Below are 24,686 nucleotides of genomic sequence, written 5' to 3' on the forward strand. Positions count from 1 at the left end.
TCGGCTTAGCCGAGAGGGCCGCCGCGCTCGCGCACCAACTGTCTCAGACGCGCGAAGACGGCGGACGACTGGCGTACGCCGTCGTGTTCGAATTCGTTCGTCACCCAGGTCTGGACATGGCCGACGTGACGGGCGGTCGCGAGCGACAGCTCAGCATCGACATACATGTCATCGAAATAGACCGCTGCGGCCAAGGGGATCTCGCTTGATGCCAGCCGAGCCCGATCGTAGAGCGGTTCGAACCCATCGTAGCGCGCCAGCGCTTCCACCGCGTCGCGGAACGGACGCAGCGAGCGGATTTCCTCGAACATCCATGGATACATCATCTCGCCGGTCAGATAGAGCGGCCGGCTCTCTTCACCGAATTCGGAAAATTCCGACCGGATACGCTCCGCCGCCCAGCCGGTCGCGCCGTTGCCCTGCCCGTAGATGCTCTCCTGCAGTACGGCAAACATCGGGTTCCCGTCATAGGAGGTCAGCGACATGACGGAGGCGAGGAAAGCATCCGAGAACTGCGTTTCCTCCGGATCGGAGAAGGCTTCGTCCACCAGCCAGTGCACGTTTTCATAACCCGGCGCCATGCCGAAATCGATGCCGATGGTCTGCAGCCTGCGCACAGTCAAGCGATCCCCGTCAGGCAGGCGCACATCATCGGCGGCAATGCGCTCCGCGATCCGGGCGATGCGGTCACGATCGGCGGGATAGCGCTGGTAATATTCCCGGTTCTTGGCAGCAACACGCGGATAGGTGCGGCGATAAACGTCATCGGCTGTTGCCGAAAGCCCTGCTAGCCCGCCCGTTACATAGCAGGCAGCGAGCCCTTCCGGCGCCTGCGACAGATAGGTCAGCGTCAGGAAGCCGCCATAGCTCTGGCCAAGCGTCTCCCAGCGCACGCCGTCAAACACGGTCTTCCGCAGATGCTCGCAATCGGCAATGATGCTATCGGCCCGAAAATGGCTGAGATAATCGGCTCCTGCCTTCCCGTTCGGAAAGGCAGCCATAGTGGCGCTCTCGATGCGCGTGCTTCTGCCCGTGCCGCGCTGATCGAGCAGCACGACGCGATAATTCTTGAGCGCCTCGCCGAGCCAGGACGGACCGCCGCCGACCGGGCGCGGCGACTTGCCGCCAGGACCACCCTGCAAGAAGAGAAGGACGGGCAGCTTTTCCTGCTTTCGGGTGGGATCGCACACCTCGCGCGCGAAGACCTTGATCGAAGCATCATCAGGTTTTTTCCAGTCGAGCGGCACCTTGATGAGATGGTCGCGGACATGGACGCCGGGGATCGTATATTCGCTGACGAGCATGATCAAATCCTGTGGAATGTTTGTCGACACACTGCCTACAATTGCCCTATGCTGGAATCAAGCATTCAATTTTGACAAAGATAACGGATATATAGCGTGTCTCTCCCGGTCCGGTCCCATCCCGTCGCAGCCATCACTGACGAAGAACGGCGCAGCCGCCTGTCGCGCCTGCGCGAGCGCATGCAAGCGCATGGCATCGCCGCCACGCTGCTCGGTCCGACCGAGAGTCTACGCTATTTTACCGGCCTCGTCTGGCACCTGAGTGAGCGCCTGCTCGGTGCAGTCGTGACTGAAGACAGGCTCACTTACATCGTACCCGGTTTCGAGCGCAGCCGCGTCGAGACGCTGCCGCATCTGCCGGGTGAGATAGCCGTCTGGGAAGAAGAGGAAAGCCCTGCCACATTGGTATCACGGCTCGTTAGCCCGTCCGGAAAGCTCGCACTCGACGATGCGTTACCGCTTGCCTTCTACCACGCCTTTACGGGAGAGATGGGAGCGAGCCGCCTTGTCGATGCAGGGCCTGTCATCCGCGCGCTGCGCGCCATCAAATCGCCGGCAGAAATCGCCCTCATCCAGTATGCGATGGGCATCACGCTGGATATTCACCGCAAGGTCCGCGACACACTGACAGCCGGCACCGCCGCCTCGGACGTTGCGCGCTTCATCGACCAGCAGCATCGCGCTGCCAGCGCCGATGGCGGCTCGACCTTCTGCATCGTCTCTTTCGGTGCGGCGACCGCACTGCCGCACGGGGCCGATGGCGAACAGATCCTGCAGGCGGGTGACGTCATTCTCGTCGATACCGGCTGCCGGATTGATGGCTATCATTCCGACCTGACACGCACCTATATGCTGGACGAGGGCAATCGCGAATTCGAACGTGCATGGGCAATCGAGCGGGAGGGCCAGCAAGCCGTTTTCGACGCGGCAAAACTCGGCACGCCCTGCGAAAGTCTGGATGCGGCCGCCCGCAACGTGTTTGCCCGGCACGGGCTCGGCCCGGACTATCGCCTGCCCGGCCTGCCGCATCGCGCCGGCCATGGCCTCGGCCTCGAAATCCACGAGGCGCCCTATATCGTCCGCGGCAATAAAACGCCGCTGGCGCCGGGCATGTGCTTCTCGAACGAGCCGATGGTCGTCTTCCCCGGCACATTCGGCGTTCGCCTCGAAGACCATATCTACATGAGCGAAGACGGCCCACACTGGTTTACGACGCCGGCGGAAAATCCTTACGCGGTCTAACCCGGCTATCAGGTTCCCTATGCCAGCCGTGAAGTGCCAATTGCCCGTGGCTGGCCGGCCGCGAAAAGCGTATCCATGCCGTACCGCCCTATACGCGCGTCGAACCGCTTGTCTTCGACGATGTGCCTTATCGGGTCGAGGACCATGCTGACAATATTTGTCACCGAAGCGGCGTAACAGGCTACTTTATGAACGAACTGCCGCTTTATGAACGAACTGCCGCAGGACGATGGCTCCTCCACCTTCGAGGTTTCCGACAGGCAGTACGGCGTCAAGCATATCCGCAAGCGGGATGGCGAAGCCGTCGCTATCGGCGAAACCTATTACAAGGCGCCCGCGCCAAGGGCGCGCAGATCCAGGATGGAGCAGAAGATGTGGCTGAGTGATTTCGAAATCGTGCTGCGCGATAGGGTTATACCGCGCGGCGCAGTCAGGATCGAAGACGGTATCATCGCCGAGATCAGCAAAGAGCCAGTGGCCGCAGCCGATATTTCCGGCGATGGCAGGCTTCTGCTTCCCGGCTTCATCGATATGCATGGCGACATGATCGAGCGCGAAATCGAGCCGCGCCCAAATGTGCGCTTTCCCCTGGAACTCGGCATTTTCGAACTCGACAAGAAGCTCGCCGGCAATGGTATCACCACGGCCTATGCTGCGCTTTCCTTCCACGCCAACAGCAGCTACGGCCACATCCGCTCGGAAGAGCATTCACGCTCGATCATTCAGACCCTGGTCGAGCTCAGGAAGAACGATCTCCTGGTCGACCACAGGGTTCATGCGCGCTTCGAAATCACCTTCACCCACGCCCGTGCCGTCATTGAAGATCTGCTGCGCGCCGGCGCCCTCGATCTCGTCTCGCTGATGGATCACACGCCAGGCCAGGGGCAATACCGCGATGTCGAACGGCATATCGAAACGATTGCGCGCAACAACAAGATCACCCTCGAACAGGCTGCCCAGCGTGTTCAGCAACGCATGGAAAACCGCGCCCAGAACAACGACGCGGTCGACAATCTGCAGGGGATCGCCGCGACTGCCCGCGACCATGGCGTCATCATCGCTTCTCACGATGACGACAGCGTAGAGAAGGTCGCGATCGTGGAGGGACTTGGCGCGCACATCAGCGAGTTTCCTGTGACGATGGCAGCTGCGCAGGAAGCCCGCAAATTTGGACTGGCAACCGCTATGGGCGCACCGAATGCGCTTCGCGGCCTTTCCTATTCGGGCAACCTTTCTGCCCGTGAAGCTTACGAGAACGGCGTTCTCGATATTCTTGCGAGCGATTATCACCCCTCAGCCATGCTGCCGGCGATCATCGCGCTGGCCGAGGCAGGACCGGGCGGGATGCCAGCCTCCGTTGCACTTGTCAGCGCCAATCCCGCACGTGCACTCGGACTTACGGATCGTGGTGCGATCGAGATCGGACTGCGCGCCGATCTGGTCATCGCCGAACGCGGCCGCCTGCCGCGTGTGCGTGCCACCTTCTCCAAGGGCAAGCAAGTCTATTCGGACGGAATTGTTTTGCGATTCCAACAGGCTGCATAAGAAGGCCACCGACTCGGACAGCGGACGGCCTCTCTTCCCGCCATCCGGAACTTCCGGATGTATTGATTGATAAAATCAGCATAAACGGACGCAGCGGCGCCGGCGGAGGGCCGCTGCAAACCGTCCGCCTTGCCATCATGCCGCAGGCGTTGCCGGTCATCCTGTCGATCATGCTCCACAATTTCGAATCCAACACCCGCTCCGGCACCATTCTCGACATTGTCGGCGCCGGAGGAATCGGATTCCCGCTGGCGAACCGCATTGCCGCCTATAGCTGGCCGGAGGCCTGGACGATCATCTTCCTGATCGTCGCCGTCGTTTATGCTATCGATCTCCTCCGCCTGGCTGCGCGGCAAGATCATCGGCAAGAACGACAGCGCCCGGTAAGGCCGGAATATCGCGACGAGGGAGTTGGAATGGCAAGGATAATGGTGGTCGGCAATGCCAATATCGACCGGATCTGGCGGCTCGATCGGCCGCTCGTGCCGGGTGGGAGGCTCTCCTGTCAGGCGATCGAGGAGCGTTATGGTGGCGGTGGCTTCCACACCGGCCTGTCCCTCCTCGATCTTGGCCACGAGGTGGTTCTGGTCACCAGCCTTAGTGATGACGATAGAGGCCGCAGCTATCTGAAGGATCTCGGAAAGCGCGGTTTCAACACCGATTTCGTCGATCTTATACCCGGGGAGACAGCGCCCCTCGACATCCTCGTCGATCCCAACGGCGAGCGCACCATCATCGCGCCGGCAGGTCGCCGGCGACCGGGGATAGATACCTTGCCGCCGGTCGATGCGTCGCTTGTCTATCTCAATACACGCGTAATGAGCCCGGCTGCCCTGCGGCAGTTGCAAGATTTCGACGCGGTGGTTTCGCAATATCCGCTCTCGGCCGAACGCCGGCCCGCGAATGTTCTGATCGCCTCGCGCTCGGACGTGAAAGGAACAGCGCAAACGGCCTGGCAGGCGGCTTCGGAAATCGCCGCGCCGCGACTTGAAACCCTCGTGCTGACGAGCGGCATGCAACCCATCGAGATCGTCAGCCAGCGGGATTCGATCATCGTCGAAGTGCCGCCAGCGCCCCCTGCGCGCGACACGACAGGAGCGGGCGATTATTTCGCCGGTGGCTATATCGATGCCATGGTCAGAGGCCTTGATGCCGGCGCGGCAGCGCTGGCCGCCTGCAAGGTCGCGGCGTCCTACCTTGCCGCTTCCTGAGATCGCGGCTCTTGAAAGACGGGCACATCAATCTCACCTGATATCTCCATTGTTCACCTGTCGAACGACAGCCCTTTGCCATCAGCAGTCGCTGCCGGTCCTCAACATCGACGCCTCACGCGTCGGAGGAGATTTCATGGGATTCATTGATCGTGACATTCAGCCGTCGTCAGACGCCGGGCTGCTGGATGCCTATTCCGAAACGGTGTCGAATTCCGTTGACATGGTCGGCCCGGCGGTCAGCCGTATCGAGCGTATTGGCGGACGAGCGGGGCATGGTTCGGGCTTTGCCATCTCGCCCGACGGTCTCATCGTTACCAACAATCACGTCGTCGGCGATGCAAGGGCCGTCACCATCAAGACACCTGACGGTACGGTCGTCGAGGGCCGGGTGCTTGGCCGAGATGAAGATACCGACCTTGCATTGATCCGGGCCAACGACTGGTCCGGCGCCTGGGCGCAGCTTGCCGACTCGAAGAAACTGAAGCGTGGGCATATCGCTGTCGCCATCGGCAATCCGCTTGGCTTCGAATGGACCGTCACGGCCGGCGTCGTTTCTGCCCTCGGACGCTCGATGCGCGCAGCGAGCGGTCGCCTGATGGAAGATATCATCCAGACGGACGCAGCGCTTAACCCCGGCAATTCCGGCGGTCCGCTGGTCTCTTCGTCTGGTGAGGTCATCGGCGTCAATACGGCCGTGATACAGGGCGCGCAGAGCATCGCTTTTGCAGTAGCCTCGAACACCGCCAAGCATGTCGTGTCCGAAATCCTGCGTTTCGGCGAGGTCCGCCGCGGATATATCGGTATCGCCGCCGATACGGTCGATCTGCATCGGCGCATTGCGCTTGAAGCCGGCCTTCCGCAACGGACAACGGTCCGCCTGCGCCGCGTCGAAGATGGTGGCCCTGCCGCGACAGCAGGCCTTCGTGAAGGCGACTATCTGCTTGCAATCGCCGGCCATCCGGTATCGGGGATAGATGACGTCGTCCGGCTGCTGGATGGGTCGACGATCGACGCCGATGTCGATGTGTTGATTTTCTCCATCGCGGGACGGATCGAACAACGCACCGTTCGGCCGGCTAAAAGAGCACACTAGGCAACTGTTTAGCCGATATAGCTAAAGAAGAGAACGAAGCCGGAAATCGTGCTTCGTTCTCTAATCGCGGCAGGCTATGGCAGTCCTCAAGCGACGAGGCTTTCGGCCTCGATTTCGGCGATAAACTGGGCAACGGTCTCGCCGATGATTTCGGGGTGGTCCTCCTGCAGATAGTGCAGGCCCGACTGGAGCTTCACCAGCCGGCAATTGTGCAGACGTCTCGCAAAATCCTCTGCAACCGCCGGCGGAATGAGCGCACCTGGATCTCCGGCGAAGAGGAGCTTCGGATAGGTCGATACCGCCAAAGCCTCATGTGCTTTTTCCATGCTTGCATAGACATCTGCCGGCTCACCGGCAATCGGCAGTTCATTCGGAAACCGCCAGGTTGGCCGACGCGAGGCCGGTGTGGGGAACGGCGCTCGATAGACGGCCATCTCCTCCTCGCTGAGTTGGCGGGAGGTTGCGCCGGGAAGCACGCCTTCAACGAAGATATTTTCCCTCAGGATGAGTTCCTCGCCCTCTCCCGGCGTCCGAAACCTGCGAAATATCTCACGCTCGGCACTGTTCTGCAGGAATTCGTCCCAGGTCGGTATCGGCCGGATGAACTCCATGAAGGCCAGACCACGAACGAAGTCGGGACGGCGGGCTGCGAGATGGAGTGCCAGCCCGCTTCCCCAATCCTGGGCGACGAGATAGGCCGACTTAATGCCCATCTTCGCGATGAACGCATCGAGGTAACGCACATGATCCTCGAAGCGATAGGCAATGTCCGGCTTGCCCGATTGTCCGAAGCCGATCAGGTCGGGGGCGATGCAATGGGCGGCCTTAGCGACAAGCGGAATGATATTGCGCCAGATATAGGACGAAGTGGGATTGCCATGCAGAAACAGGGCGACAGGGCCGTCCGTCCTGCCGGCCTCGCGATATGCCATTTCGGAATCGAGCACCGGCACGCGCGGCAGACTGATATCATGTCTCATGGGTGTGATCCTTGAACACGGTGGCAAAAACGATCTTCTTGAACCGCTCCAAGGGCTGGGCATCCCGCGATACTTTCATGCGCAGGATCGCACCTTCCCATGAAGCAAGGAGGAATTCGGCCAGATCTTCCGGACCGATCGCATCATCGATCTCTCCGGAGGCCTGTCCTTCGGCAATGCAAGCCGTAAATGGCGCGCTCCATTCGCCAAAAATTTCCGCGAGCCGCGTGCGCAGCATTTCACTCTGTGGGGCCGCCTCCAGGCTGAGATCGCCGATGAGGCAGCCGCGGCTGAAACCATCAGCAGCCAGACGGCCGGTGATGATATCGAGGTATTTCTCGATGCGCTGGCGTGGTCTCAGCGTCACATCCCCCAGCGCCGCCTCGATGGCACACTGAAGATCCAGAAAATAGAGATCGAGCACCTCCTTCGTGAATTCCTCTTTGGAACGGAAGTGGTTGGTAAACGAGCCCTGCGGCACACCCGCCTCGGCAACGATGTCGCGAACGCCTGCGCCAATGTAACCCTTGCGGAACATGACCTTGCGGCCCGCTTCAAGAATGGTGTTTCGGTGTGAGTGCTTTGCCATAGTTGCCATAATACGTACGACCGTATTAAAATCAAGAGTGAAATTGCCGGCGCGACGTAGAGGGCGTCAAACCGAAAAACATGCATAAAAATAAAGGCACCCGCCTACCGGCCGGTGCCTTGATCATTGCCTTCCACGATATCGAACTTAGACCGGCCTACAGGGAACCAGACATTCCCGAGGTCGCAGCAAGTAGTCCGTATAGTGCCGACGGCTCATCAGAGAACACGTCATAAATACAGGGTGCCGCGAAAACCGCTGCCCCCAGAATAACGATGATGATCCTTTTCATCGAAGCCTCCATCGGCGCAGCCGGACTGCGCCTTCTGTTATCAGTAACCCTAGACGAGGTTCAGCTCGACATTGATGTTGCCGCGCGTCGCCTTCGAATAAGGGCAGGTCTGATGAGCCTCTTCGACCAGCGCCCGGGCGACCTCGGGCTCCAGACCCGGCAGGCTGATGTTCAGACGAGCCTGCAGGAAATAGGCGTCGCCCGTCATGCCGAGATCGACTTCCGCATCGACAGCGGTATCGGCGGGAAGCCTCAGCTTCCGCTTGCCGGCAGCAAGGCCCATCGCGCCGATGAAGCAGGCGGACCAGCCGGCAGCAAAGAGTTGTTCGGGATTGGTGCCGGCATGGGCGCCGCCCGGAGGCGAAAGCTTCACGTCGAGCTGCGCGTCACTGCTGCGGGCGGAGCCGTCACGGCCGCCTGTCGTGTGGGTCTTGCCGGTATAGAGAACCTTTTCAATCGTCGTCATGAGAGCACTCCTCGATTTCGTGTCGCGAGCTGCGACATCTGGTGACGGAGTGGTTTTGACGGTTTGACGTATCCACTATGTTTCCGAAATCGGCCGAACTGTATCAAAGCGTAGCGCAGATCGATCTGGACATTTTCGCATACAAAACAGCGAAAAATTCAGTTGGCGCGGATGGTGACCTCGGCGGCCAATCCGCCGCCCTCGCGGTTATACAACCGCACTGAACCGCCGATCGCGGCAGCCAGCTGCTGGGCGATGGCAAGACCGAGTCCCGTGCCGCCTGTCTCGCGATTGCGCGATTGCTCCAGCCGGAAGAAGGGCTGCATTGCAGCCTCGAGCATAGCCTCCGGAATGCCGGGGCCGCGGTCCATCACAGTGATAACGATCGCCTCTTCACCTTTTCGCTCAACGCCGATTTCGGCGGCCCCAGCAAATTTCAGGGCGTTGTCGATAAAATTCGTCAGAATACGACGCAAGGCATGTGGCTTGGTCGATGCGACACCCTGCACCAGACCGACGACACTGACGTCTTTGTCCATGTCCTGATAGTCGTAGGCGATGCTATCGATGAAGGACGAGAGATCAATGCGCGAAAACTTTTCACCACTGCCGTGGGCGCTGCGGGCATAAGCGATCCCGTCCTGCACCAGGCGTTCGATCTCGCCGAGATCGCGGACCAGCTTGTCCTTCTCGGGGGACTCATCTGCCATGTCGGCGCGCAGCCGCATGCGGGTGATCGGCGTTTGCAGGTCGTGGGAGATTGCGGCCAGTATCTGCACACGCTCCTCGAGATAGTGCGCAATTCGCTCCCGCATGGCGTTGAAGGCGCGAGCCGCATGGGCAACCTCGCTCGGTCCGCGCTCACTGAGCGGCGGTCCCTTCTTGTTCGGGTCAAGTTCATCTGCTGCCGCGGCAAGAGCGCCAAGCGGGCGGATCGCCTGACGCACGGCAAACCACGTGCAGAGCACAAGCAGCGCCATTTGAATGGCAAGCACGTAGGGCAGCCATGCCGCAATGGGCATGGGCGGGCGCGGCGTGATGTCAATCGTCAGGGGACTTCCATCACTCAGCGTCAGATGCGCCTGCAAGCGGCTAATGTCGCCTGGAATCGATTCCATGCGGATCGGATAAGTACCCCCGATCGCCTCTTCGATCCTGCCGCCGATTTCCTTGCCCTTGCTGGAGTTATCGGGCACGCCCGGCAGACCCGGCCCAAGTTCGAAACGATAATTGCCGCGACTCAGGCGGTCGAGCAGGTCGCCGCGCTGATCCGCCGGCAGGCGGTCGAGTACCGCAATCGAGGTTGCAACGTCACTCTCCAGCGTACCAAGCATGACGGCCTTGGCCGACATGGAACGCTCGACGAAGAGCACCGTAAATGACAGGCCGTAGGCAATCGCCAGGCCGAAGAGCAGGATAAGGAAAAGCCGGGCCCTCAGCGTGCTCGGCCAAAACCCGAAGCGAAGCCCCCCGCTCGCACTCATGACCTCGCCTCTTCAATCTCCACCGGAACGGAAAAGACGTAACCCTCGCTACGCACCGTCTTGATATAGGTCGGCTCGCGGGCGTCATCGCCCAATCGCTGGCGCACACGGCTGACCAGAAGGTCGATCGAACGGTCGAAGAGCTCCGCATCACGGCCCTGGGTCAGGTTCAAGAGCTGATCGCGGTTGAGCACCCGCTGAGGATGATCGATGAAGACGCGCAGCAGCCGATATTCGGCGCCGCTCAGCGCAATCTCCGTTCCCTGTTTGTCGAGAAGATGTCGGCCGACAGTATCGAGACGCCAGTCGCCGAAACGAAGCCATTGCCCCGCTTCCGAGATCTGCAGGTTCGGCGGCAGCGCGCGCGTGCGTCGCAGCACAGCCTTTATACGCGCCAGCAATTCGCGCGCTGCGAAGGGTTTCGGCAGATAATCGTCGGCACCCATCTCCAGCCCGATAATGCGATCCATCTCGTCGCTCCTGGCCGTCAGCATCAGGATCGGCGTCGCCTTATGCTTACCTGCACGCAACTCGCGGCAGAGCACGAGCCCGTCGTCACCCGGCATCATGACGTCGAGCACGATGAGATCGACCGCATTGCCTTCGAGAAAATTGCGCATCTGTCGGCCATCGGCCGCGACTGACGCCCGAAGGCCGTTCTTCTTCAGATAGCTCGAAACCAGCTCACGGATTTCACGATCGTCATCGACGATCAGGATATGGTCGATATGCTCCATGTCAGGACTTTCGGATCCTCTATCTGTTGGCGTCAGCAGAATTGTTATCTTAGACGCAGACTCGCTGGGTTCCTGTTTTGACTCTGAATTGGCTGCCGCGAAATAGGGAATTCCGTTCGCGGCAGCAAAGGCAGACTTTAGAAGCGATCGACATCCAGGATGGCCTGGGCAAAGGCCTGCGGTGCTTCTTGCGGCAGGTTGTGGCCGATGCCGCCGGTGATGGTGCGATGCTCATACCTACCGGTGAACTTCTTGGCATAGGCAGAAGGATCCGGATGCGGCGCGCCATTGGCGTCGCCCTCCATGGTGATGGTCGGCACGGTGATGACCGGAAAGGCGGCAAGCTTCTTTTCCAACGCGTCATACTTCTTTTCGCCATTGGCAAGGCCAAGCCGCCAGCGGTAGTTGTGGATGGTGATCGCGACATGGTCGGGGTTTTCGAAGGCTTTGGCAGAGCGGTCGAAAGTTGCGTCATCAAATTTCCACTGCGGCGAAGCGAGCTTCCAGATCAGCTTCGCGAAATCATGCCGGTTGGCCTCGTAGCCCTCGCGGCCGCGTTCCGTGGCGAAGTAGAACTGGTACCACCAGGACAGCTCGGCCTGCGGCGGAAGCGGCTTCTTGTTCGCCTCCTGACTGCCGATCAGATAACCGCTGACCGAGACCAAACCCTTGCAGCGTTCCGGCCAGACAGCGGCCAGAATGTCCGCAGTGCGGCCGCCCCAGTCATAACCGCCGATCACCGCACGCTTGATGTCAAGCGCATCCATGAAGGCGATGATATCCGTGGCGATGGCAGCCTGCTGACCGTTGCGCGGTGTCTTTGCGGAGAGGAATTCGGTTGAGCCATAGCCGCGCAGATAGGGGATCAGTACCCGGTAGCCGGCATCGGCGAGCGCAGGCGCCACATCGACGAAGCTGTAGATGTCGTAAGGCCAGCCATGAAGAAGGAGCACAACCGGGCCATTTGCGGGACCGACTTCTGCGTAGCCGACATTAAGTACGCCAGCCTTGATCTGCTTCAGCGGTGCAAAGGACGTATTCGAGCCTGCCTTGATGGCGGATGCGGTAACCTGCGACTGGGCGCCGGCAGCGCTGGTCAGGCCGAATTCGACCGCCGCCATGGTCATGGCCGCAACACCGAAAAAACGACGACGCTGAAGATTGATTTCGCTGGACATTGGCTTTCTCCGTTTCAAGTTGATGGCAAGGAGAAAACAGCTCGCATGTATCCCCGATGTTTCGGTATCCGCTTCAATTGCATGCGGATGTAGCATCCGGCCTTCCGGATACGTTCCGATACAATGGCTGCCTTCCTAATCGAAAATCCGTTTGATGAGGAAATCACGAAGCACGACGGCATTGTTGTGCTCATCATCGCGGGCGGCATAAAGCAGAGTGACCGTGCCTTTTTCTGCGAAACCGAGCACCTGATCTACCTCTTCCTCCTTCTGCTGAAGCTCGACGCTGTAGCGCTTGCAGAATTCCTCCCAGCGGTCCGGTTCATGATTGAACCAGTGGCGCAGCTCGGTACTGGGTGCGATATCCTTTAACCAGGCATCGAGAGCAGCGCGGTCCTTGCTGAGGCCGCGCGGCCAGATGCGATCGACAAGCAGGCGGGCGCCATCCGCGGCGGCTTTGGCCGCATATACCCGCTTCAGCTTTATCGTCTCCGGATTGATCGCCATGTGATCCTATCTGCTCTCCCACACTCTCCCGAAAGAAGATTCCGTCAGCGAGAGCCGTGATGCGGGGAAGATAGCGCAGCCCTCATCGGAGCGCTTCCTACACTTCGGTACATATTACCCGGAAACCAGACACATCCGGGATACATCGCCCCGGCCAGATAGCCGCGTTGCTGGTCGGGCTGCATCGCCGTCCAGAGCCCGATCACCCGGTTTCAAAGGAAACGATGATGACGCTTCTTATCATTGCCTATCTCGGAGGGGCGTTGACCATATTCAGCCCCTGCATCCTCCCCATCCTGCCCTTCGTTTTCGCCCGCGCCGGGCAGCCATTCGCGCGCAGCACGCTGCCCATGCTGATCGGCATGGCCGCAACATTCGCGCTGGTCGCGACACTTGCGGCAGTTGGCGGCAGCTGGGCGATCAACGCCAATGAATATGGCCGCCTTGCCGCGCTGACCTTGCTTGCCATCTTTGGCATCAGTCTTCTTTCGCCCCGTATCGCAAGCTTCATCACCCAGCCTGTCGTCGATTTCGGCAACCGCCTGCTGAACGCTTCCGGCAAGACCGGTGCTGCGCCGACTGTGGCGAGCGCGCTCCTTCTCGGCGTCGCAACCGGTCTGCTCTGGGCACCCTGCGCCGGGCCGATCTTGGGTCTTGTACTGACCGGCGCCGCACTCCAGGGCGCGAACCTGCAGACGACGTTCCTGCTGCTTGCCTATGCCGCCGGTACCGCCACTTCGCTGGCTATTGCCCTCTCCGTCGGCGGCAAGATCTTTGCCGGCATGAAGAGGTCGCTTGGCGTCAGCGAGCGAATTCGCCAGGGCCTTGGCGCTGCGGTGCTTGCAGGTGTCGCCGTCATCGCACTTGGTCTCGACACTGGCCTGCTTTCGCGGCTTTCCTATGCCAGCACCAGATCCTTCGAGCAGGCCGTTCTCGACAGGGTGAATGTGAAGCCAACCGATGGAGGATCGTCCGAAGTCGCGAGCAACGACAAGACGATCGGTCTTGCCGATGCGAAGAAACCTTTCCATAGCGATCTGCCGGTCGAAGGCCGTGCGCCCTCACTGGACGGTGCCGTCGAATGGCTGAACTCGCCGCCGCTGACGATGGAACAGCTTCGCGGAAAGGTCGTGCTCGTCGATTTCTGGACCTATTCCTGCATCAACTGCATCCGCACCATCCCCTATGTCCGCGCCTGGGCTGAAAAATACAAAGAACAGGGCCTGGTTGTGATCGGCGTGCATGCCCCGGAATTTGCCTTCGAGAAGAAGATCGACAATGTCAAAAAGGCCATTGGCGACTTCAACATCGGCTATCCGGTCGCAATCGACAACAACTACAAGATCTGGCGCGCCTTCGATAACAGCTACTGGCCGGCTCATTATCTGATCGATGCAAAGGGCCAGATCCGCGAACATCACTTCGGCGAAGGCAACTACCGACAGACCGAGCAGGCGATCCAGGATCTGTTGCGCGAAGCCGGCAGCGAGATGGCGACAAGCGCACCGGTCGTGCCGGATGCGAAAGGTGCCGAGATGAGCCCGGACCTGAAGGACATCGGCTCCGGCGAGAACTATATCGGCTATCAGCAGGCCAGCGGCTTTGCCTCCAACGAGAGCATGCGCGCCGATGCCACCAGGGACTATTCGGTCAAGCAGCCGGGTATCAACCAGTGGGGTCTTTCGGGCAAATGGACTGTCGGCGCCGAAGAGGCGACCCTCGATCAGTCGGGCGGCGGCATCGCCTACCGCTTCAGCGCCCGCGACCTTCATCTCGTTCTTGGCCCAAGTGCTGACGGCAAACCGATCCGCTTCCAGGTGACAATCGACGGCAAGGCGCCAGGTGCCGACCATGGCAGCGATATCGATGCCGATGGAAACGGCACGGTGACCTCGACCAAACTCTACCAACTCGTGCGCCAGTCCGGCGAGGTAGAAGCACGCAACTTCGAGATCCATTTCCTCGATCCCGGCGTTCAGGCCTACGCCTTCACTTTCGGCTGAACATTCATTCTCTCGTTTAACTTGAACAACAGGAGCAAACATCATGAAACGCAAGTATTTTTCTACCATCGCCCTTGCCTTCGCCACCAGCGTCATCGCTTTCGCCGCCCAGGCGGCAGAGGTAAAGAACATCGTCATCGTCCACGGCGCTCTCGCCGACGGTTCCGGCTGGCGCCAGGCGACTGAAATTCTCGAACGCCGCGGCTTAAACGTCACCATCGTCCAGGAACCGATCACCTCGCTTGCCGATGACGTCGCCGCCACCAACCGGGTGCTGGACCTGCAGGACGGCCCAACCCTGCTCGTCGGCCATAGCTATGGCGGCATGGTCATCACCGAAGCCGGCAACAGCCCCAATGTCGCGGGCCTGGTCTATGTCGCGGCCTTCCAGCCGGACAAGGGGGAAAGCCTCATCAGCCTGGCGAGTTCCAAGCCGGCCGGCGGCATGAATATTCGTGAGACGAAGGACGGAAAATATCTCTATCTCGACCCGGCCTCCTTCGCGAACGACTTCGCCGCCGACCTGCCGAAAGATGAGGCCGCGTTCCTCGCGAAGTCGCAGGTCTTCGCCGCCAAGGAAGCCTTCTCGGCCAAGATCGGCGATCCCGCCTGGAAGACCAAAAAAAGCTGGACGATCGTCGCGACCGAAGACCATTCGATCAATCCCGACCTCGAACGCGACATGGCAAAGCGAGCCGGCAGCACGGTGACGGAGATCAAGGCAAGCCACGCCGTCTTCGCCTCTCAGCCGGAAAAGGTCGCCGACGTGATCGCGAAGGCTGCCGAGGCAGCCGGCAAATAACTGACCAAAAGCGGTAGCCGGAGCCGGCGGATCACTCCGCCGGCTCATTTTCAGTAAACGTCTCCTTCATCGCCTTGATGATGACGACAGCCGATGCCGCGCCCGGATCGATGTGACCAAGGGATCGTTCGCCGAGGCGCGCGGCACGGCCGCGGGTGGCAACCATCGAACGGGTCGAGCGTGCGCCAGCGTCGGCGGCTTCAAGAATGCCGTCCCACATATCAGAGACAGACGACTGTCTGTCACGGGCTGCAGCCGCCGCTTCTGTCGCCGGGATCCAGGCATCCAGCATCGTCTTGTCACCGCGCTGCCCCTTGCCGCGGTCCCGGATACCGGATGTCATGGCCTCGACAATTGCAGCCTGAGCGGCAACCGAAAGCGTCTCGTCCCGTTTCAGAGCCTGCGCTGCCTTGCGGAAGGCCGTGGCATAGAGCGGGCCGGTCGATGCGCCGACGGCATCGAGAAAGGCCGATGCGGCAAGCGAAAAGACCTCTGATGGCAAGATCTCATCAAGGTCGTGTTTCGCCAGTTCGCCATTCACCGCCTGGAAGCCGAGCGACATGGTAATGCCGTGGTCGGCATCGCCGATCGCGCCATCCAGATCGGAGAGATGATCCTTCTCAGCCGAAATCGCCACGGATATCCGATGAAACATCCTGCTGAGGCGGCGGGCCGCGTTTGCCGACATGCTTATCCTCCCAATTCACGCAGCCCAGCCCCCTGGGATGCCTTTATGCTTTTCAGTTTACGACCCTCAGAAACGCCGCATCGCAAGGGTGATGCAGCAGATCCGTCAATTCCTGGTCGAGATGCAGGATCGATATGGATGCGCCGACCATATCGAGCGATGTGCAATAATGTCCCACCCAATTCGCTTCGATCTTGATCCCCTTCGCGCTCAGTCGCTGTTCCACCCGTCGATAGAGAATATAGAGTTCCATCAGCGGCGTGCCGCCGAAGGAATTGACGAGAACGGCGACGCGGTCCCCCGCCACCGGTTTCATCTCCGAGAATATGCGATCCATGACGACATCGACCACGGCATCGGCGATCATCATCTTTTCGCGCATCACGCCCGGTTCGCCGTGGATGCCCATGCCGATTTCCATATCGTCGGGTCCGATCTCGAAATTGTGGCGACGCGTCTGCGGCAGGGAGCAGGGCTCAAGCGCCACGCCCATTGTGAAGGTACGGGCGTTGGCTTTTCGCGTTGCTGCCTCGCACGCATCCAAGGACAGGCCGCGATCGCAAGCCGCGCCGGCGATCTTGAAGATGAAGAAATTGCCAGCGACTCCGCGGCGCCCATCCCGATCCTCCACAGGCGAGGAGGAAATATCGTCGGTCGTAACCACAGTACGAACCTCGATATTGTCCTCCGCGGCCATTTCGGCAGCCATCTCGAAATTCATGACGTCGCCGGCATAGTTGCCGTAGACGAACAGTACGCCCTCCCCGCCCGATGCCGCCTTGGCGCATTGCAGGATCGGTCCCGGAGGGGGGGAGGAAAAGATATTGCCGACCGCAACAGCGTCGGCGAGCCCCTTGCCCACATACCCGAGGAAGGCCGGTTCGTGGCCGGTGCCGCCGCCGACGACCAATCCGACCTTGCCCGCTCGGGGGCCTGCGCGGGCAACGAGCGCGCGGTTGGAGCCGTCGACCGGGCGGAGGTAGCCCGCATGCGCTTTGACGACGCCCTCGAGCATTTCCTCGACGACGTCATCAGGGTTGTTCAGGAACTTCTTGATCTGGGTGCGTGCGCTGTTCAGCGGCGATGAAATCTCACTTTCCACACGCGGACGCTGGAGGCTCTTCTGAGCGATTTCAGTAACGCCGTCGGCATTGAGGATGCCACGGCCCGTAGCCGCATCGGTAATGAGGACATTTACATAGCCGCCGCGAAGCGCCGCGAGGATAGCCGGCACCTTGTCGAAGCCGCCGGCAACAGCAATGCGCATGTTGATCTTCTTCAGGAGATCGAGCGAGATGCCGACCGTCCGGTCGTCCAGCGGACCAGCGACGGGCCGTCCATGGCCATCGATGAAGCGTCCTGCCACGACACCGGTCGCATCCTTCGCCAGGTAGTCCTGCAGCGACACAGACTCGAAAAAGCCGCTGGTGTGAATAGTGGAGTTAGGCCGCATGGAAGCGATGCCGAAAATCACCCTGTTCGCGCGCGAAAGCGCCTCGAACTGACGATCGATCAGCGGTTCGCGCATCAGCAGATCACGCACTTCGGCGCTGGACACAATGGCGGGTGCCGCGATGTTGATGAGGCGGCCATCGACCGCGTCGGCAAAGGCCACGGCACAAAGTTCCGGCGTGTAGGCAAATGTTGCGCTCGTCCCCCCTGTGGCCTGCACAACGGTCATATCCTGCAGGCCCGAAATTGCGGCCTGCTCGCCGACCGCCATGATGGTGCGGCCCCAGACGACCGCCAAGGTGTCGCCCGACTTCAGGAGCTTCTGCAGTGCCTGCGCGCCGGCAGCACCCAGCCGCTCGATCAGCGGCCGCGCATTGTCATCGCTCGGAACCACAAGACAGTCCTGCAGGCCGAAATGCCGCTTCAGTTCCTGGGCGATGGTAAGAGAACTCAGGCGTGAGGGTTCGATGGAAATATTGACGATGCCGCGGGCGCGCGCATCGGCGAGATAGCTGTTCACCGTGGCCCGTGAAATGCCCATGGTTTCGGCGATGTCGCCTTGAGTCATGCCATCCTCGTAGTAGAGCCAGCATGCCCAGACATAGGGATCGTCGCCGTAGCGCAGCGGGATTGGTTCGGCCCCGATATCAGCCGCAGTGTTCTTTCGTGCCGATGATGTCTTAGCCGTCATCCTGCCTGGTTTCTCCTCGTCTGCAATCGACGGCGAAGATGAGCGCAAAAGCTGCAGTTTTCAACGTGCCTTCGCCCGATTGTTCCCGGCCGCCGAAGCGGCCGGGAAGGTGATGCAAGGGAGGATCGCGGGCTCTCACCAAAGCCCGATCTGTCAGGCCGACTGCAGCCTCGGTTCCACGCCTTCAGCCAGCGACGTCAGGATCAATGCACAGGATGTCGCGCCTGCATCGAGCACACCGAGCGAACGTTCGCCGAGCCGGCTGGCGCGACCGATCTTTGCGACGAGATCGCGTGTGCTGTCGCGTCCGGCCTCGGCAGCTGCGACAAGGGCCTGAAGCGCCTCGCCAAAGGACTTACCGCTGCCGATTGCCGTATCGAATGCAGTGATCGCGGGCACGAGTGTGTCGAGCAGCGTCTTGTCGCCGACCTTGGCCGAGCCGATCGCCTGAATGCCGTCGAGACCATTGTGGAGCATGGTGCTGAAAGCCGTGGCGTCGATCGCATCGGACTTTTCGATGGTTTCAGCAAACTGCGTGAACATCACGCCGTACAGCGGTCCCATCGAGCCACCGATCTCCGTCATCAGCACGGTGCCGAGCGTATCAAGCGCTTCAGCCAGCGACATGTCTGTTCCCTTGATACGCTCGGCAGCCATGCCGAAACCCTTGGCCATGTTGACGCCGTGATCGCCGTCTCCGATCTTGCCGTCAATTTCGCTCAGATAGGCGCGATTTTCGATGATCCGGTCGGCCAGCGAGAGAACGATTTCACCCGATTTGGCATTCTGAAATTGCTGCATTGACCCGCCTCCCCTCAGAGCATCGCCGGGCACTGGACATCGACATCCAGCAGTCGCTTCAGTTCATCATCCAGTGCCATCACGGTCAGTGTTGCACCGACCATTTCCAGCGATGTGAAATAGTTGCCGATATAGACCCTGTAGATCGTCAGTCCGCGCCCGGCGATCTCGGATTCAATCGTATCGTGGAGAATATAGAGCTCGTTAAGCGGCGTTGCGCCGAGGCCGGACACGATAACTGCGACTTCGGATCCAGCAGCAAGCTGGTGATCGTCGAGAACGATCTTCGCCATCTCCTCGGCGACGTCCCTGGCGGACCTCAGGGGCTCGACACGCACGCCGGGTTCGCCATGGTGGCCGATGCCGACCTCCATCGTGCCAGGCTCGATGGTAAAATTCGGGTGGCCAACGGACGGCAGGGTACAGGGGCCGAGGCCGACGCCGATCGAGCGGCAATTGTCGATCGCCTTCTGCGCGGTCGCCCTGACTTCCTCGAGGCTTGCGCCCTCAGCAGCCTTCGCCGCGCCGCACTTCCACATGAATATCTCGCCAGCTACGCCGCGACGCTTTTCGCGCTCCTCGGGACCTGCGGAACATACATCGTCATTGGCAACGACGGTGGTGATCTCGATGCCTTCCTTGGCCGCCAGCTTGATCGCCATCTTCACATTCATGTTGTCGCCGGCATAGTTGCCATAGAGGCAGACGACGCCCTTGCCGCCATTGGCTTCGCGCGCGGCATCAAGGAAACTCTTTGCGGTTGGCGAAGAGAAAAGTTCGCCGACTGCCACGGCATCCAGCATGTTACGGCCGGTATAGCCGATGAAGGCCGGTTCATGACCCGAACCGCCGCCGGTGATGACGCCCACCTTGCCGTTGACCGGTGTATGTCGGGCGGCGATGACACGGGGATTTTGTGCTGATAGTCTTACGATGTCGGCATGAGCTTTGACGAAGCCTTTGACGGTATCTTCGACGACCTCATCCGGGTTGTTTATAAATCGCTGCATTATAACTCCTATCTACCGCGCGTCAGATAATGGTGTAGCCGCCGTCGACCAGAAGGTCCGCACCGTTGATCATATCGGCACCGTTGGAAGCCAGGAACACCGCCGCCGCCGCAATCTCCTCCGGAAATGCAAAACGGCCGGATGGAATGCGCTGTTTCAGCGCCTCACCGCGCGGGCCGTCCCATGCCTTCCTGCCGAGATCGGTCAGGACGACGGTCGGAGAGATGGTGTTGACGTTGATGCCGTGCTTTCCCCATTCGGCAGCCAGCGTCTTGGAAAGACCGATGACGCCGAATTTCGACGCACAATAGGCAACATGCTGGTCGATGGCGACCGTGCCTGCCTGGGAGGCCATATTGATGATCTTGCCGCCCCTGCCCGCCTTGATCATGGCGCGGCCGGCGGCCTGGGACACCAGGAAAGTGCCCTTGAGATTGATGGCGATGGTCTTGTCCCACGCATCGAGGCTGAGTTCTTCGGCTGGCGCGAGCATGACGACGCCGGCGCTGTTGACGACAATATCGATGTGACCGAACGCGGCCACTACGTCGGCAACCACCTTTTCGACCGATTGCGGGTCCGATACGTCGCAGACGAATGATTTCGCGCCATTGCCGAGTTCGTCGGCCTTGGCCTTCGCGACCGATTCATTGATGTCCACCACGCCTACGATCGCGCCCTTGGCGGCCATGGCGGAGGCGATGGCGCTGCCGATGCCGGAGGCCCCACCCGTGATCAGAGCGACCTTGCCGCTCAAGGAAAAGTTCAAATCAACCTGTTTTGAATCAGTCATGGCTTTCTTCTCAACCTGTCGGGATATGGGGCGGGATCTTCATCCCGCCCCAGGGAGGATCACTTGCGGGTGGAAAGCAGCTTATCGACGTTTTCAGCCGTCACCGGGGTCCACGGGACATTATAGGTCTTATCCTTGCCGTCGTTCCACGGCATATCCTTGTAGGTGGTCCAGATATCGGATTCCGGCTTATAGTCGCCCTTCTTGGCATTGAAGATCGCAAGATCCAGAGCGCCCTGCGCCTGGGCGCGAGCATCCTGAAGGATCGAGGTCATCTCACCGGCCTTGGCGGCCCGCAGCGCGTCGGTGACGCCGTCGATACCGGCGATGGCGAAGCTCTTGACGTCGAGCCCCGCAGCCTTGATCGCCTCGATGGCGCCGAGCGCCATTTCATCGTTCTGGCCGATAATGCCGTTGATCTGGTTCGGGTGCGACGTCAGCCAGTTCTCCATCAGCGTCTGGGCCTCGGCGCGCGACCAGTTTGCAGTCTGGTCTTCGAGAACCTTGACGTTAGGGCACTCGGCCAACGCCTTCTTGTTACCCTGAAGGCGCTGGATCTGCGCCGACTGGCCGACCGGACCCTCGATGATGACGACATTGCCCTTGCAGCCGATCTTGTCCAGCACACTCTTGGCTTCGAGATAACCGGAAACCGTGTCGTCGGAGCCGACATAGGAGGTCAATTGATCAGAATTGACACGGGTGTTGGAGCCGATGACCGGAATGCCGGCATCGACCGCGGACTGAACAGCAGATGCACCGGCATCGACGTCGATCGGAGCGAAGATGATGGCGTTGTACTTCTGCGTGATCATCGTCTTGAACTGATCCTGCTGGACCAGTGCGTCATAACGGCCGTCGAAAACCGTCAGTTCGACCTCGCCGCTCTTGACAGCCGGGTGGTCCTGGAGGGCTGCCGTCCAGATCTGCATGAATTCTGCGTTGAGGCCGTAAGGTGCTGCGCCGATCTTGATCTTTTCCTGGGCTGCGGCAGACGTTGCCAGCAGCGCCGTTGCCGAAGCAAGCGCAATCAGAAGCTTTCTCATTTCCATTCTCCTCCACTTTGGGTTTAGGCTGCCGGCATGGCTTGCCTGTCGGACGGGGCGGCGAGCTGCCTGCCCCCGAATTTCTGTTTGTGAGCTCAAGCTCCGAAATTTCGTTTCTGGTCGAGCATAACGGCGCCGACAATCAGGGCCCCCTTCAGGACCTGCTGGTAGTAGGACTGGATACCCATCAGATCGAGACCGTTGTTCATCACGCCGATAATGAGGGCGCCGATCAGTGTTCCCGTCACCCGGCCGACGCCACCGGAAAGGCTTGTCCCGCCGATGACGACTGCCGCGATCGCGTCCAGCTCATATGCGACACCTGCCTGCGGCAGACCCGAACCGGTGCGGGCGCTGAGCAGAATACCCGCAAGCCCTGCCAGGCCGCCCGAGATGACATAGACGGTGAAGCGGATACGATCGGTATTGATGCCCGAAGTCTTGGCTGCATGCGGATTGCCGCCGACAGCATAGATGTAGCGGCCGAACCGCGTGCGGTTGAGGATCCACCAGGAGACCGCGAAGACGACGGCAAGGACGATGACCGGCGCGGGAACGCCGAACACGTCGCCGGTGCCAATCCAGCGGAAGGCAGGCGTGAGTGCGGGAACCGGACGGCCGCCGCCGTAGATCAGCGTCATGCCGCGGGCAGCCGAGAGCATGCCGAGTGTGGCGACAAAGGCAGGCACCGAGAAACGCGAGACGATCGCGCCGGAAATCGAGCCGCAGACGACACCGACCAGGACACCGACGAGCAGGCCGATAGCGACCGGATAGGGCGAACCGATGACGCCGGCCGTTTCCGAAGTGGTAGCAAAACTGGCGCTGACGATGCCGGCGAGCGCCACGACCGAGCCGACCGACAGGTCGATACCGCGCGTCAGGATGACGAAGGTCATGCCGATCGCCAGCACGCCGTTGATCGACGTCTGCAGCAGCACGTTGGAGATATTGCCGCCGGTCAGGAAGAATTCGTTCGAGAACGACAGGATAATGACGAGGAGCAGGAAGGCGAGGAAGATGCCGTATTCCTGGACGATCAGGCGCCGCTGTTCCGTCTTGAACCAGCCGCCCGCACTCTTGTTCTCACTCACTGACACTGCCTGCTCCTCTGGTGCCGGACGAACGCCCTGACTCTGGTCAGGTTGATAAGTGGACGAGTGATTGGGCATTCGTCTCCTCCCGGCTGTATATTCCGGCGCTCTTGCCGCCGCGCATCACCATGATGCGGTCCGACATGCCTAGAACTTCGTCGATTTCCGATGAGATCATCACCACAGTGCCGCCGCCTTCGGCGAAGTCGCAGATGATGCGATAAATTTCACGCTTGGCCCCGACATCGACGCCGCGCGTTGGCTCATCCAGCAGCAGGACCTTGGGGTTGCGGAGGAACCACTTGCCGAGAACGACCTTCTGCTGATTGCCGCCGGAAAGGCCTGACACCGGCATGGTGTCGCGCGCTGCCTTGATTTGGAACTGCTCGCGCATTCGCCGGCTGGCGTCCAGTTCCTTCGTATGGTCCATGGCAAAGGCCGGGCTCAGCGCCGGCAGGTTCGCCATGCAGATATTGGCGCGAACTGAGTCCGACAGATTGAGGCCTGTCTGCTTGCGGTCTTCGGTGACCAGCGCCAATCCGTGAGCCATCGCATCCGAGGGCTTCGAGACGAGGATCGGCGCACCATCAACCGAGATGCGCCCGGCGGACGGCTTGTCGAGACCGAAGAGACAGTTGAAGATTTCCGTACGGCCGGAGCCCATGAGCCCGTAAATGCCGAAGATCTCGCCCTTATGTGCGGCAAATGAAATATCGTCGATCTTGTTCGGGCAGGAAAGCGCGCTGACCTCCAGACCGACATCCGACGTCGGCTTATTGGTCTTGACATATTCCTCGGCGAGTTCCCGTCCGACGATCATGCGGATCAGGCTCGGCCGGTCGATCTCCGACAAGGAGCCGGTACCGACGAAGGAGCCGTCGCGGAAAACCGTATAGGAATCGGCAATCTGGAAGATTTCCGACAGGCGGTGCGAGACGTAGACGATGCCACGCCCCTGGGCCTGCAGGCGGCGGATCGCTGCAAAGAGCTGCTGGGCTTCACGCTCGCCGATGGCCGAGGTCGGCTCATCCATGAAGATGACTTCGGCGTCATGGCTCAGTGCCTTAGCGATCTCCACCAGCTGCATCTGCGCGACGGATAGGTTCATCATGTATTGGGTGGCCCGGATGTCGAACTCCAGCTCGTCGAGCAGCTTCTGCGCCGCCCGGTTCATGCTGCGGAAATCAATGCCGCCGAAACGGGTAGACGGTTCACGGCCGAGATAGATGTTCTCGGCGACCGTCATGTGTGGAACCGGGCTCAGCTCCTGCTCGATAATGGCGATACCAGATGCGAGAGCATCCGCCGGACTGGAGAAATCCACTTCCTGGCCACGGCGGCGGATCGAGCCGGCATCGCGCTTGTAAATGCCCATCAGGATTTTCAGGAAAGTCGATTTGCCGGCGCCATTACCGCCGCAGAGCGCGTGAACCGAGCCAGCGCGAAGCTGGAAGCGGCCGTCGCGCAGGGCCGCGACACCGCCAAAGGACTTCCTGAGCCCCTCCACTTCCAGCAGAAATTCCACGTCTGTCTCCTCCATGCATGCGTCTGGTGACTACGCTCCAGCACGCCATCGGACACCTGGAAACCTCCGCCAGATGTCGATGCTGACAATATTCAAGACATGATCGACAAATGTCAAGTGACGCGCGATCATATAAATGTCAGGTCGTCG

At 60.5% G+C, this 24,686-nt stretch carries 23 protein-coding genes and 1 pseudogene; 8 read left to right on the top strand and 16 right to left on the bottom strand.

Annotation, left to right across the window (positions count from 1 at the left end; all coding sequences use genetic code 11):
* Positions 1–5: 5 nt before the first annotated feature.
* Complete coding sequence (locus tag H4W29_RS22750; RefSeq protein ID WP_192731129.1) at positions 6–1,304, bottom strand: alpha/beta fold hydrolase; 1,299 nt, start codon at positions 1,302–1,304, stop codon at positions 6–8.
* Positions 1,305–1,400: 96 nt separating this feature from the next.
* On the opposite strand from H4W29_RS22750, the gene H4W29_RS22755 reads away from it, so the two are divergent.
* The 6 genes and pseudogenes from H4W29_RS22755 to H4W29_RS22775 all read left to right on the top strand — a co-directional run bounded on the left by H4W29_RS22755 (position 1,401) and on the right by H4W29_RS22775 (position 6,398).
* A complete protein-coding gene (locus tag H4W29_RS22755) occupies positions 1,401–2,546 on the top strand; it encodes a M24 family metallopeptidase (RefSeq protein WP_192731130.1) in 1,146 nt (381 codons plus the stop codon).
* Positions 2,547–2,599 (top strand): annotated as a pseudogene (locus H4W29_RS34825) (hypothetical protein); the annotation flags it as partial.
* A gap of 18 nt (positions 2,600–2,617) precedes the next feature.
* Complete coding sequence (locus H4W29_RS34695; RefSeq protein ID WP_376776601.1) at positions 2,618–2,932, top strand: alpha-D-ribose 1-methylphosphonate 5-phosphate C-P-lyase PhnJ; 315 nt, start codon at positions 2,618–2,620, stop codon at positions 2,930–2,932.
* Positions 2,907–4,091, top strand: a complete 1,185-nt coding sequence (locus H4W29_RS22765) for an alpha-D-ribose 1-methylphosphonate 5-triphosphate diphosphatase (protein ID WP_281401567.1) — start codon at positions 2,907–2,909, stop codon at positions 4,089–4,091. The genes H4W29_RS34695 and H4W29_RS22765 overlap by 26 nt, the downstream gene beginning before the upstream one ends.
* Positions 4,092–4,153: 62 nt before the next feature.
* The gene (locus tag H4W29_RS22770; RefSeq protein WP_192731131.1) at positions 4,154–5,302 is read left to right on the top strand and encodes a PfkB family carbohydrate kinase; all 1,149 of its coding nucleotides are present in this window, start codon (positions 4,154–4,156) and stop codon (positions 5,300–5,302) included.
* Positions 5,303–5,438: 136 nt separating this feature from the next.
* A complete protein-coding gene (locus H4W29_RS22775) occupies positions 5,439–6,398 on the top strand; it encodes a S1C family serine protease (protein WP_192731132.1) in 960 nt (319 codons plus the stop codon).
* An 86-nt stretch (positions 6,399–6,484) separates the two neighbouring features.
* On the opposite strand, the gene H4W29_RS22780 is transcribed toward H4W29_RS22775, so the two are convergent.
* From H4W29_RS22780 to H4W29_RS22810, 7 genes are all read right to left on the bottom strand, one after another.
* Positions 6,485–7,378 (bottom strand): haloalkane dehalogenase, encoded by an 894-nt coding sequence (locus H4W29_RS22780; RefSeq protein ID WP_192731133.1) that lies wholly within the window; start codon positions 7,376–7,378, stop codon positions 6,485–6,487.
* Positions 7,368–7,967, bottom strand: coding sequence for a TetR/AcrR family transcriptional regulator (locus H4W29_RS22785; RefSeq protein ID WP_192731134.1), 600 nt, complete (start codon positions 7,965–7,967; stop codon positions 7,368–7,370). The genes H4W29_RS22780 and H4W29_RS22785 overlap by 11 nt, the downstream gene beginning before the upstream one ends.
* Positions 7,968–8,308: 341 nt before the next feature.
* Entirely contained in the window at positions 8,309–8,725 is a 417-nt protein-coding gene (locus tag H4W29_RS22790; protein WP_113212970.1) for an organic hydroperoxide resistance protein, read from the bottom strand.
* A gap of 158 nt (positions 8,726–8,883) precedes the next feature.
* Complete coding sequence (locus H4W29_RS22795) at positions 8,884–10,209, bottom strand: ATP-binding protein (protein ID WP_112542328.1); 1,326 nt, start codon at positions 10,207–10,209, stop codon at positions 8,884–8,886.
* Positions 10,206–10,946: a response regulator gene (locus H4W29_RS22800; RefSeq protein WP_192731135.1), complete on the bottom strand. Its 741-nt coding sequence runs from the start codon at positions 10,944–10,946 to the stop codon at positions 10,206–10,208. The genes H4W29_RS22795 and H4W29_RS22800 overlap by 4 nt, the downstream gene beginning before the upstream one ends.
* A 137-nt stretch (positions 10,947–11,083) precedes the next feature.
* Positions 11,084–12,124 (bottom strand): alpha/beta fold hydrolase, encoded by a 1,041-nt coding sequence (locus tag H4W29_RS22805; protein ID WP_192731136.1) that lies wholly within the window; start codon positions 12,122–12,124, stop codon positions 11,084–11,086.
* 135 nt (positions 12,125–12,259) lie between these two features.
* Positions 12,260–12,631, bottom strand: coding sequence for a DUF488 domain-containing protein (locus H4W29_RS22810; RefSeq protein ID WP_192731137.1), 372 nt, complete (start codon positions 12,629–12,631; stop codon positions 12,260–12,262).
* 227 nt (positions 12,632–12,858) lie between these two features.
* On the opposite strand from H4W29_RS22810, the gene H4W29_RS22815 reads away from it, so the two are divergent.
* Both H4W29_RS22815 and H4W29_RS22820 read left to right on the top strand, forming a co-directional pair.
* A complete protein-coding gene (locus H4W29_RS22815; protein ID WP_192731138.1) occupies positions 12,859–14,634 on the top strand; it encodes a cytochrome c biogenesis protein DipZ in 1,776 nt (591 codons plus the stop codon).
* 43 nt (positions 14,635–14,677) lie between these two features.
* Entirely contained in the window at positions 14,678–15,436 is a 759-nt protein-coding gene (locus H4W29_RS22820; protein ID WP_192731139.1) for an alpha/beta hydrolase, read from the top strand.
* A 31-nt stretch (positions 15,437–15,467) separates the two neighbouring features.
* On the opposite strand, the gene dhaL (H4W29_RS22825) is transcribed toward H4W29_RS22820, so the two are convergent.
* The 8 genes from dhaL (H4W29_RS22825) to H4W29_RS22860 all read right to left on the bottom strand — a co-directional run bounded on the left by dhaL (H4W29_RS22825) (position 15,468) and on the right by H4W29_RS22860 (position 24,536).
* Positions 15,468–16,124 carry a dihydroxyacetone kinase subunit DhaL gene (dhaL, locus tag H4W29_RS22825; RefSeq protein WP_192731140.1) on the bottom strand — a complete coding sequence of 219 codons (657 nt, stop codon included), beginning with the start codon at positions 16,122–16,124 and terminating at the stop codon, positions 15,468–15,470.
* Positions 16,125–16,176: 52 nt separating this feature from the next.
* On the bottom strand, positions 16,177–18,267 hold the full coding sequence (locus H4W29_RS22830; RefSeq protein ID WP_192731141.1) for a bifunctional sugar-binding transcriptional regulator/dihydroxyacetone kinase subunit DhaK: 2,091 nt from the start codon (positions 18,265–18,267) through the stop codon (positions 16,177–16,179).
* 153 nt (positions 18,268–18,420) lie between these two features.
* Complete coding sequence (gene dhaL / locus H4W29_RS22835) at positions 18,421–19,068, bottom strand: dihydroxyacetone kinase subunit DhaL (RefSeq protein ID WP_192731142.1); 648 nt, start codon at positions 19,066–19,068, stop codon at positions 18,421–18,423.
* Between the two features lie 14 nt (positions 19,069–19,082).
* Positions 19,083–20,078, bottom strand: coding sequence for a dihydroxyacetone kinase subunit DhaK (locus H4W29_RS22840; RefSeq protein ID WP_192731143.1), 996 nt, complete (start codon positions 20,076–20,078; stop codon positions 19,083–19,085).
* Between the two features lie 22 nt (positions 20,079–20,100).
* Positions 20,101–20,871 (bottom strand): SDR family oxidoreductase, encoded by a 771-nt coding sequence (locus H4W29_RS22845; RefSeq protein ID WP_192731144.1) that lies wholly within the window; start codon positions 20,869–20,871, stop codon positions 20,101–20,103.
* A 59-nt stretch (positions 20,872–20,930) separates the two neighbouring features.
* Positions 20,931–21,917: a substrate-binding domain-containing protein gene (locus tag H4W29_RS22850; protein WP_192731145.1), complete on the bottom strand. Its 987-nt coding sequence runs from the start codon at positions 21,915–21,917 to the stop codon at positions 20,931–20,933.
* Positions 21,918–22,012: 95 nt separating this feature from the next.
* Positions 22,013–23,089 carry an ABC transporter permease gene (locus H4W29_RS22855; RefSeq protein ID WP_246517423.1) on the bottom strand — a complete coding sequence of 359 codons (1,077 nt, stop codon included), beginning with the start codon at positions 23,087–23,089 and terminating at the stop codon, positions 22,013–22,015.
* A complete protein-coding gene (locus tag H4W29_RS22860) occupies positions 23,058–24,536 on the bottom strand; it encodes a sugar ABC transporter ATP-binding protein (RefSeq protein ID WP_192731147.1) in 1,479 nt (492 codons plus the stop codon). The genes H4W29_RS22855 and H4W29_RS22860 overlap by 32 nt, the downstream gene beginning before the upstream one ends.
* Positions 24,537–24,686 lie beyond the last annotated feature (150 nt).

This window comes from Rhizobium viscosum (assembly GCF_014873945.1).
GTDB classification, from domain to species: domain Bacteria; phylum Pseudomonadota; class Alphaproteobacteria; order Rhizobiales; family Rhizobiaceae; genus Rhizobium; species Rhizobium viscosum.

Bases quoted from the DNA above. Each gene is read 5' to 3' on its own strand.
- H4W29_RS22795 (WP_112542328.1), bottom strand. From the start codon at position 10,209: ATGAGTGCGAGCGGGGGGCTTCGCTTCGGGTTTTGGCCGAGCACGCTG.
- H4W29_RS22750 (WP_192731129.1), bottom strand. From the start codon at position 1,304: ATGCTCGTCAGCGAATATACGATCCCCGGCGTCCATGTCCGCGACCAT.
- H4W29_RS22780 (WP_192731133.1), bottom strand. From the start codon at position 7,378: ATGAGACATGATATCAGTCTGCCGCGCGTGCCGGTGCTCGATTCCGAA.
- H4W29_RS22820 (WP_192731139.1), top strand. From the start codon at position 14,678: ATGAAACGCAAGTATTTTTCTACCATCGCCCTTGCCTTCGCCACCAGC.
- H4W29_RS22855 (WP_246517423.1), bottom strand. From the start codon at position 23,089: ATGCCCAATCACTCGTCCACTTATCAACCTGACCAGAGTCAGGGCGTT.
- H4W29_RS22815 (WP_192731138.1), top strand. From the start codon at position 12,859: ATGACGCTTCTTATCATTGCCTATCTCGGAGGGGCGTTGACCATATTC.
- H4W29_RS22840 (WP_192731143.1), bottom strand. From the start codon at position 20,078: ATGCAGCGATTTATAAACAACCCGGATGAGGTCGTCGAAGATACCGTC.
- H4W29_RS22805 (WP_192731136.1), bottom strand. From the start codon at position 12,124: ATGTCCAGCGAAATCAATCTTCAGCGTCGTCGTTTTTTCGGTGTTGCG.
- H4W29_RS22845 (WP_192731144.1), bottom strand. From the start codon at position 20,871: ATGACTGATTCAAAACAGGTTGATTTGAACTTTTCCTTGAGCGGCAAG.
- H4W29_RS22830 (WP_192731141.1), bottom strand. From the start codon at position 18,267: ATGACGGCTAAGACATCATCGGCACGAAAGAACACTGCGGCTGATATC.
- H4W29_RS22800 (WP_192731135.1), bottom strand. From the start codon at position 10,946: ATGGAGCATATCGACCATATCCTGATCGTCGATGACGATCGTGAAATC.
- H4W29_RS22790 (WP_113212970.1), bottom strand. From the start codon at position 8,725: ATGACGACGATTGAAAAGGTTCTCTATACCGGCAAGACCCACACGACA.
- H4W29_RS22810 (WP_192731137.1), bottom strand. From the start codon at position 12,631: ATGGCGATCAATCCGGAGACGATAAAGCTGAAGCGGGTATATGCGGCC.
- H4W29_RS22850 (WP_192731145.1), bottom strand. From the start codon at position 21,917: ATGAGAAAGCTTCTGATTGCGCTTGCTTCGGCAACGGCGCTGCTGGCA.
- H4W29_RS22775 (WP_192731132.1), top strand. From the start codon at position 5,439: ATGGGATTCATTGATCGTGACATTCAGCCGTCGTCAGACGCCGGGCTG.
- dhaL (WP_192731140.1), bottom strand. From the start codon at position 16,124: ATGTCGGCAAACGCGGCCCGCCGCCTCAGCAGGATGTTTCATCGGATA.
- H4W29_RS22785 (WP_192731134.1), bottom strand. From the start codon at position 7,967: ATGGCAAAGCACTCACACCGAAACACCATTCTTGAAGCGGGCCGCAAG.
- H4W29_RS22765 (WP_281401567.1), top strand. From the start codon at position 2,907: ATGGAGCAGAAGATGTGGCTGAGTGATTTCGAAATCGTGCTGCGCGAT.
- dhaL (WP_192731142.1), bottom strand. From the start codon at position 19,068: ATGCAGCAATTTCAGAATGCCAAATCGGGTGAAATCGTTCTCTCGCTG.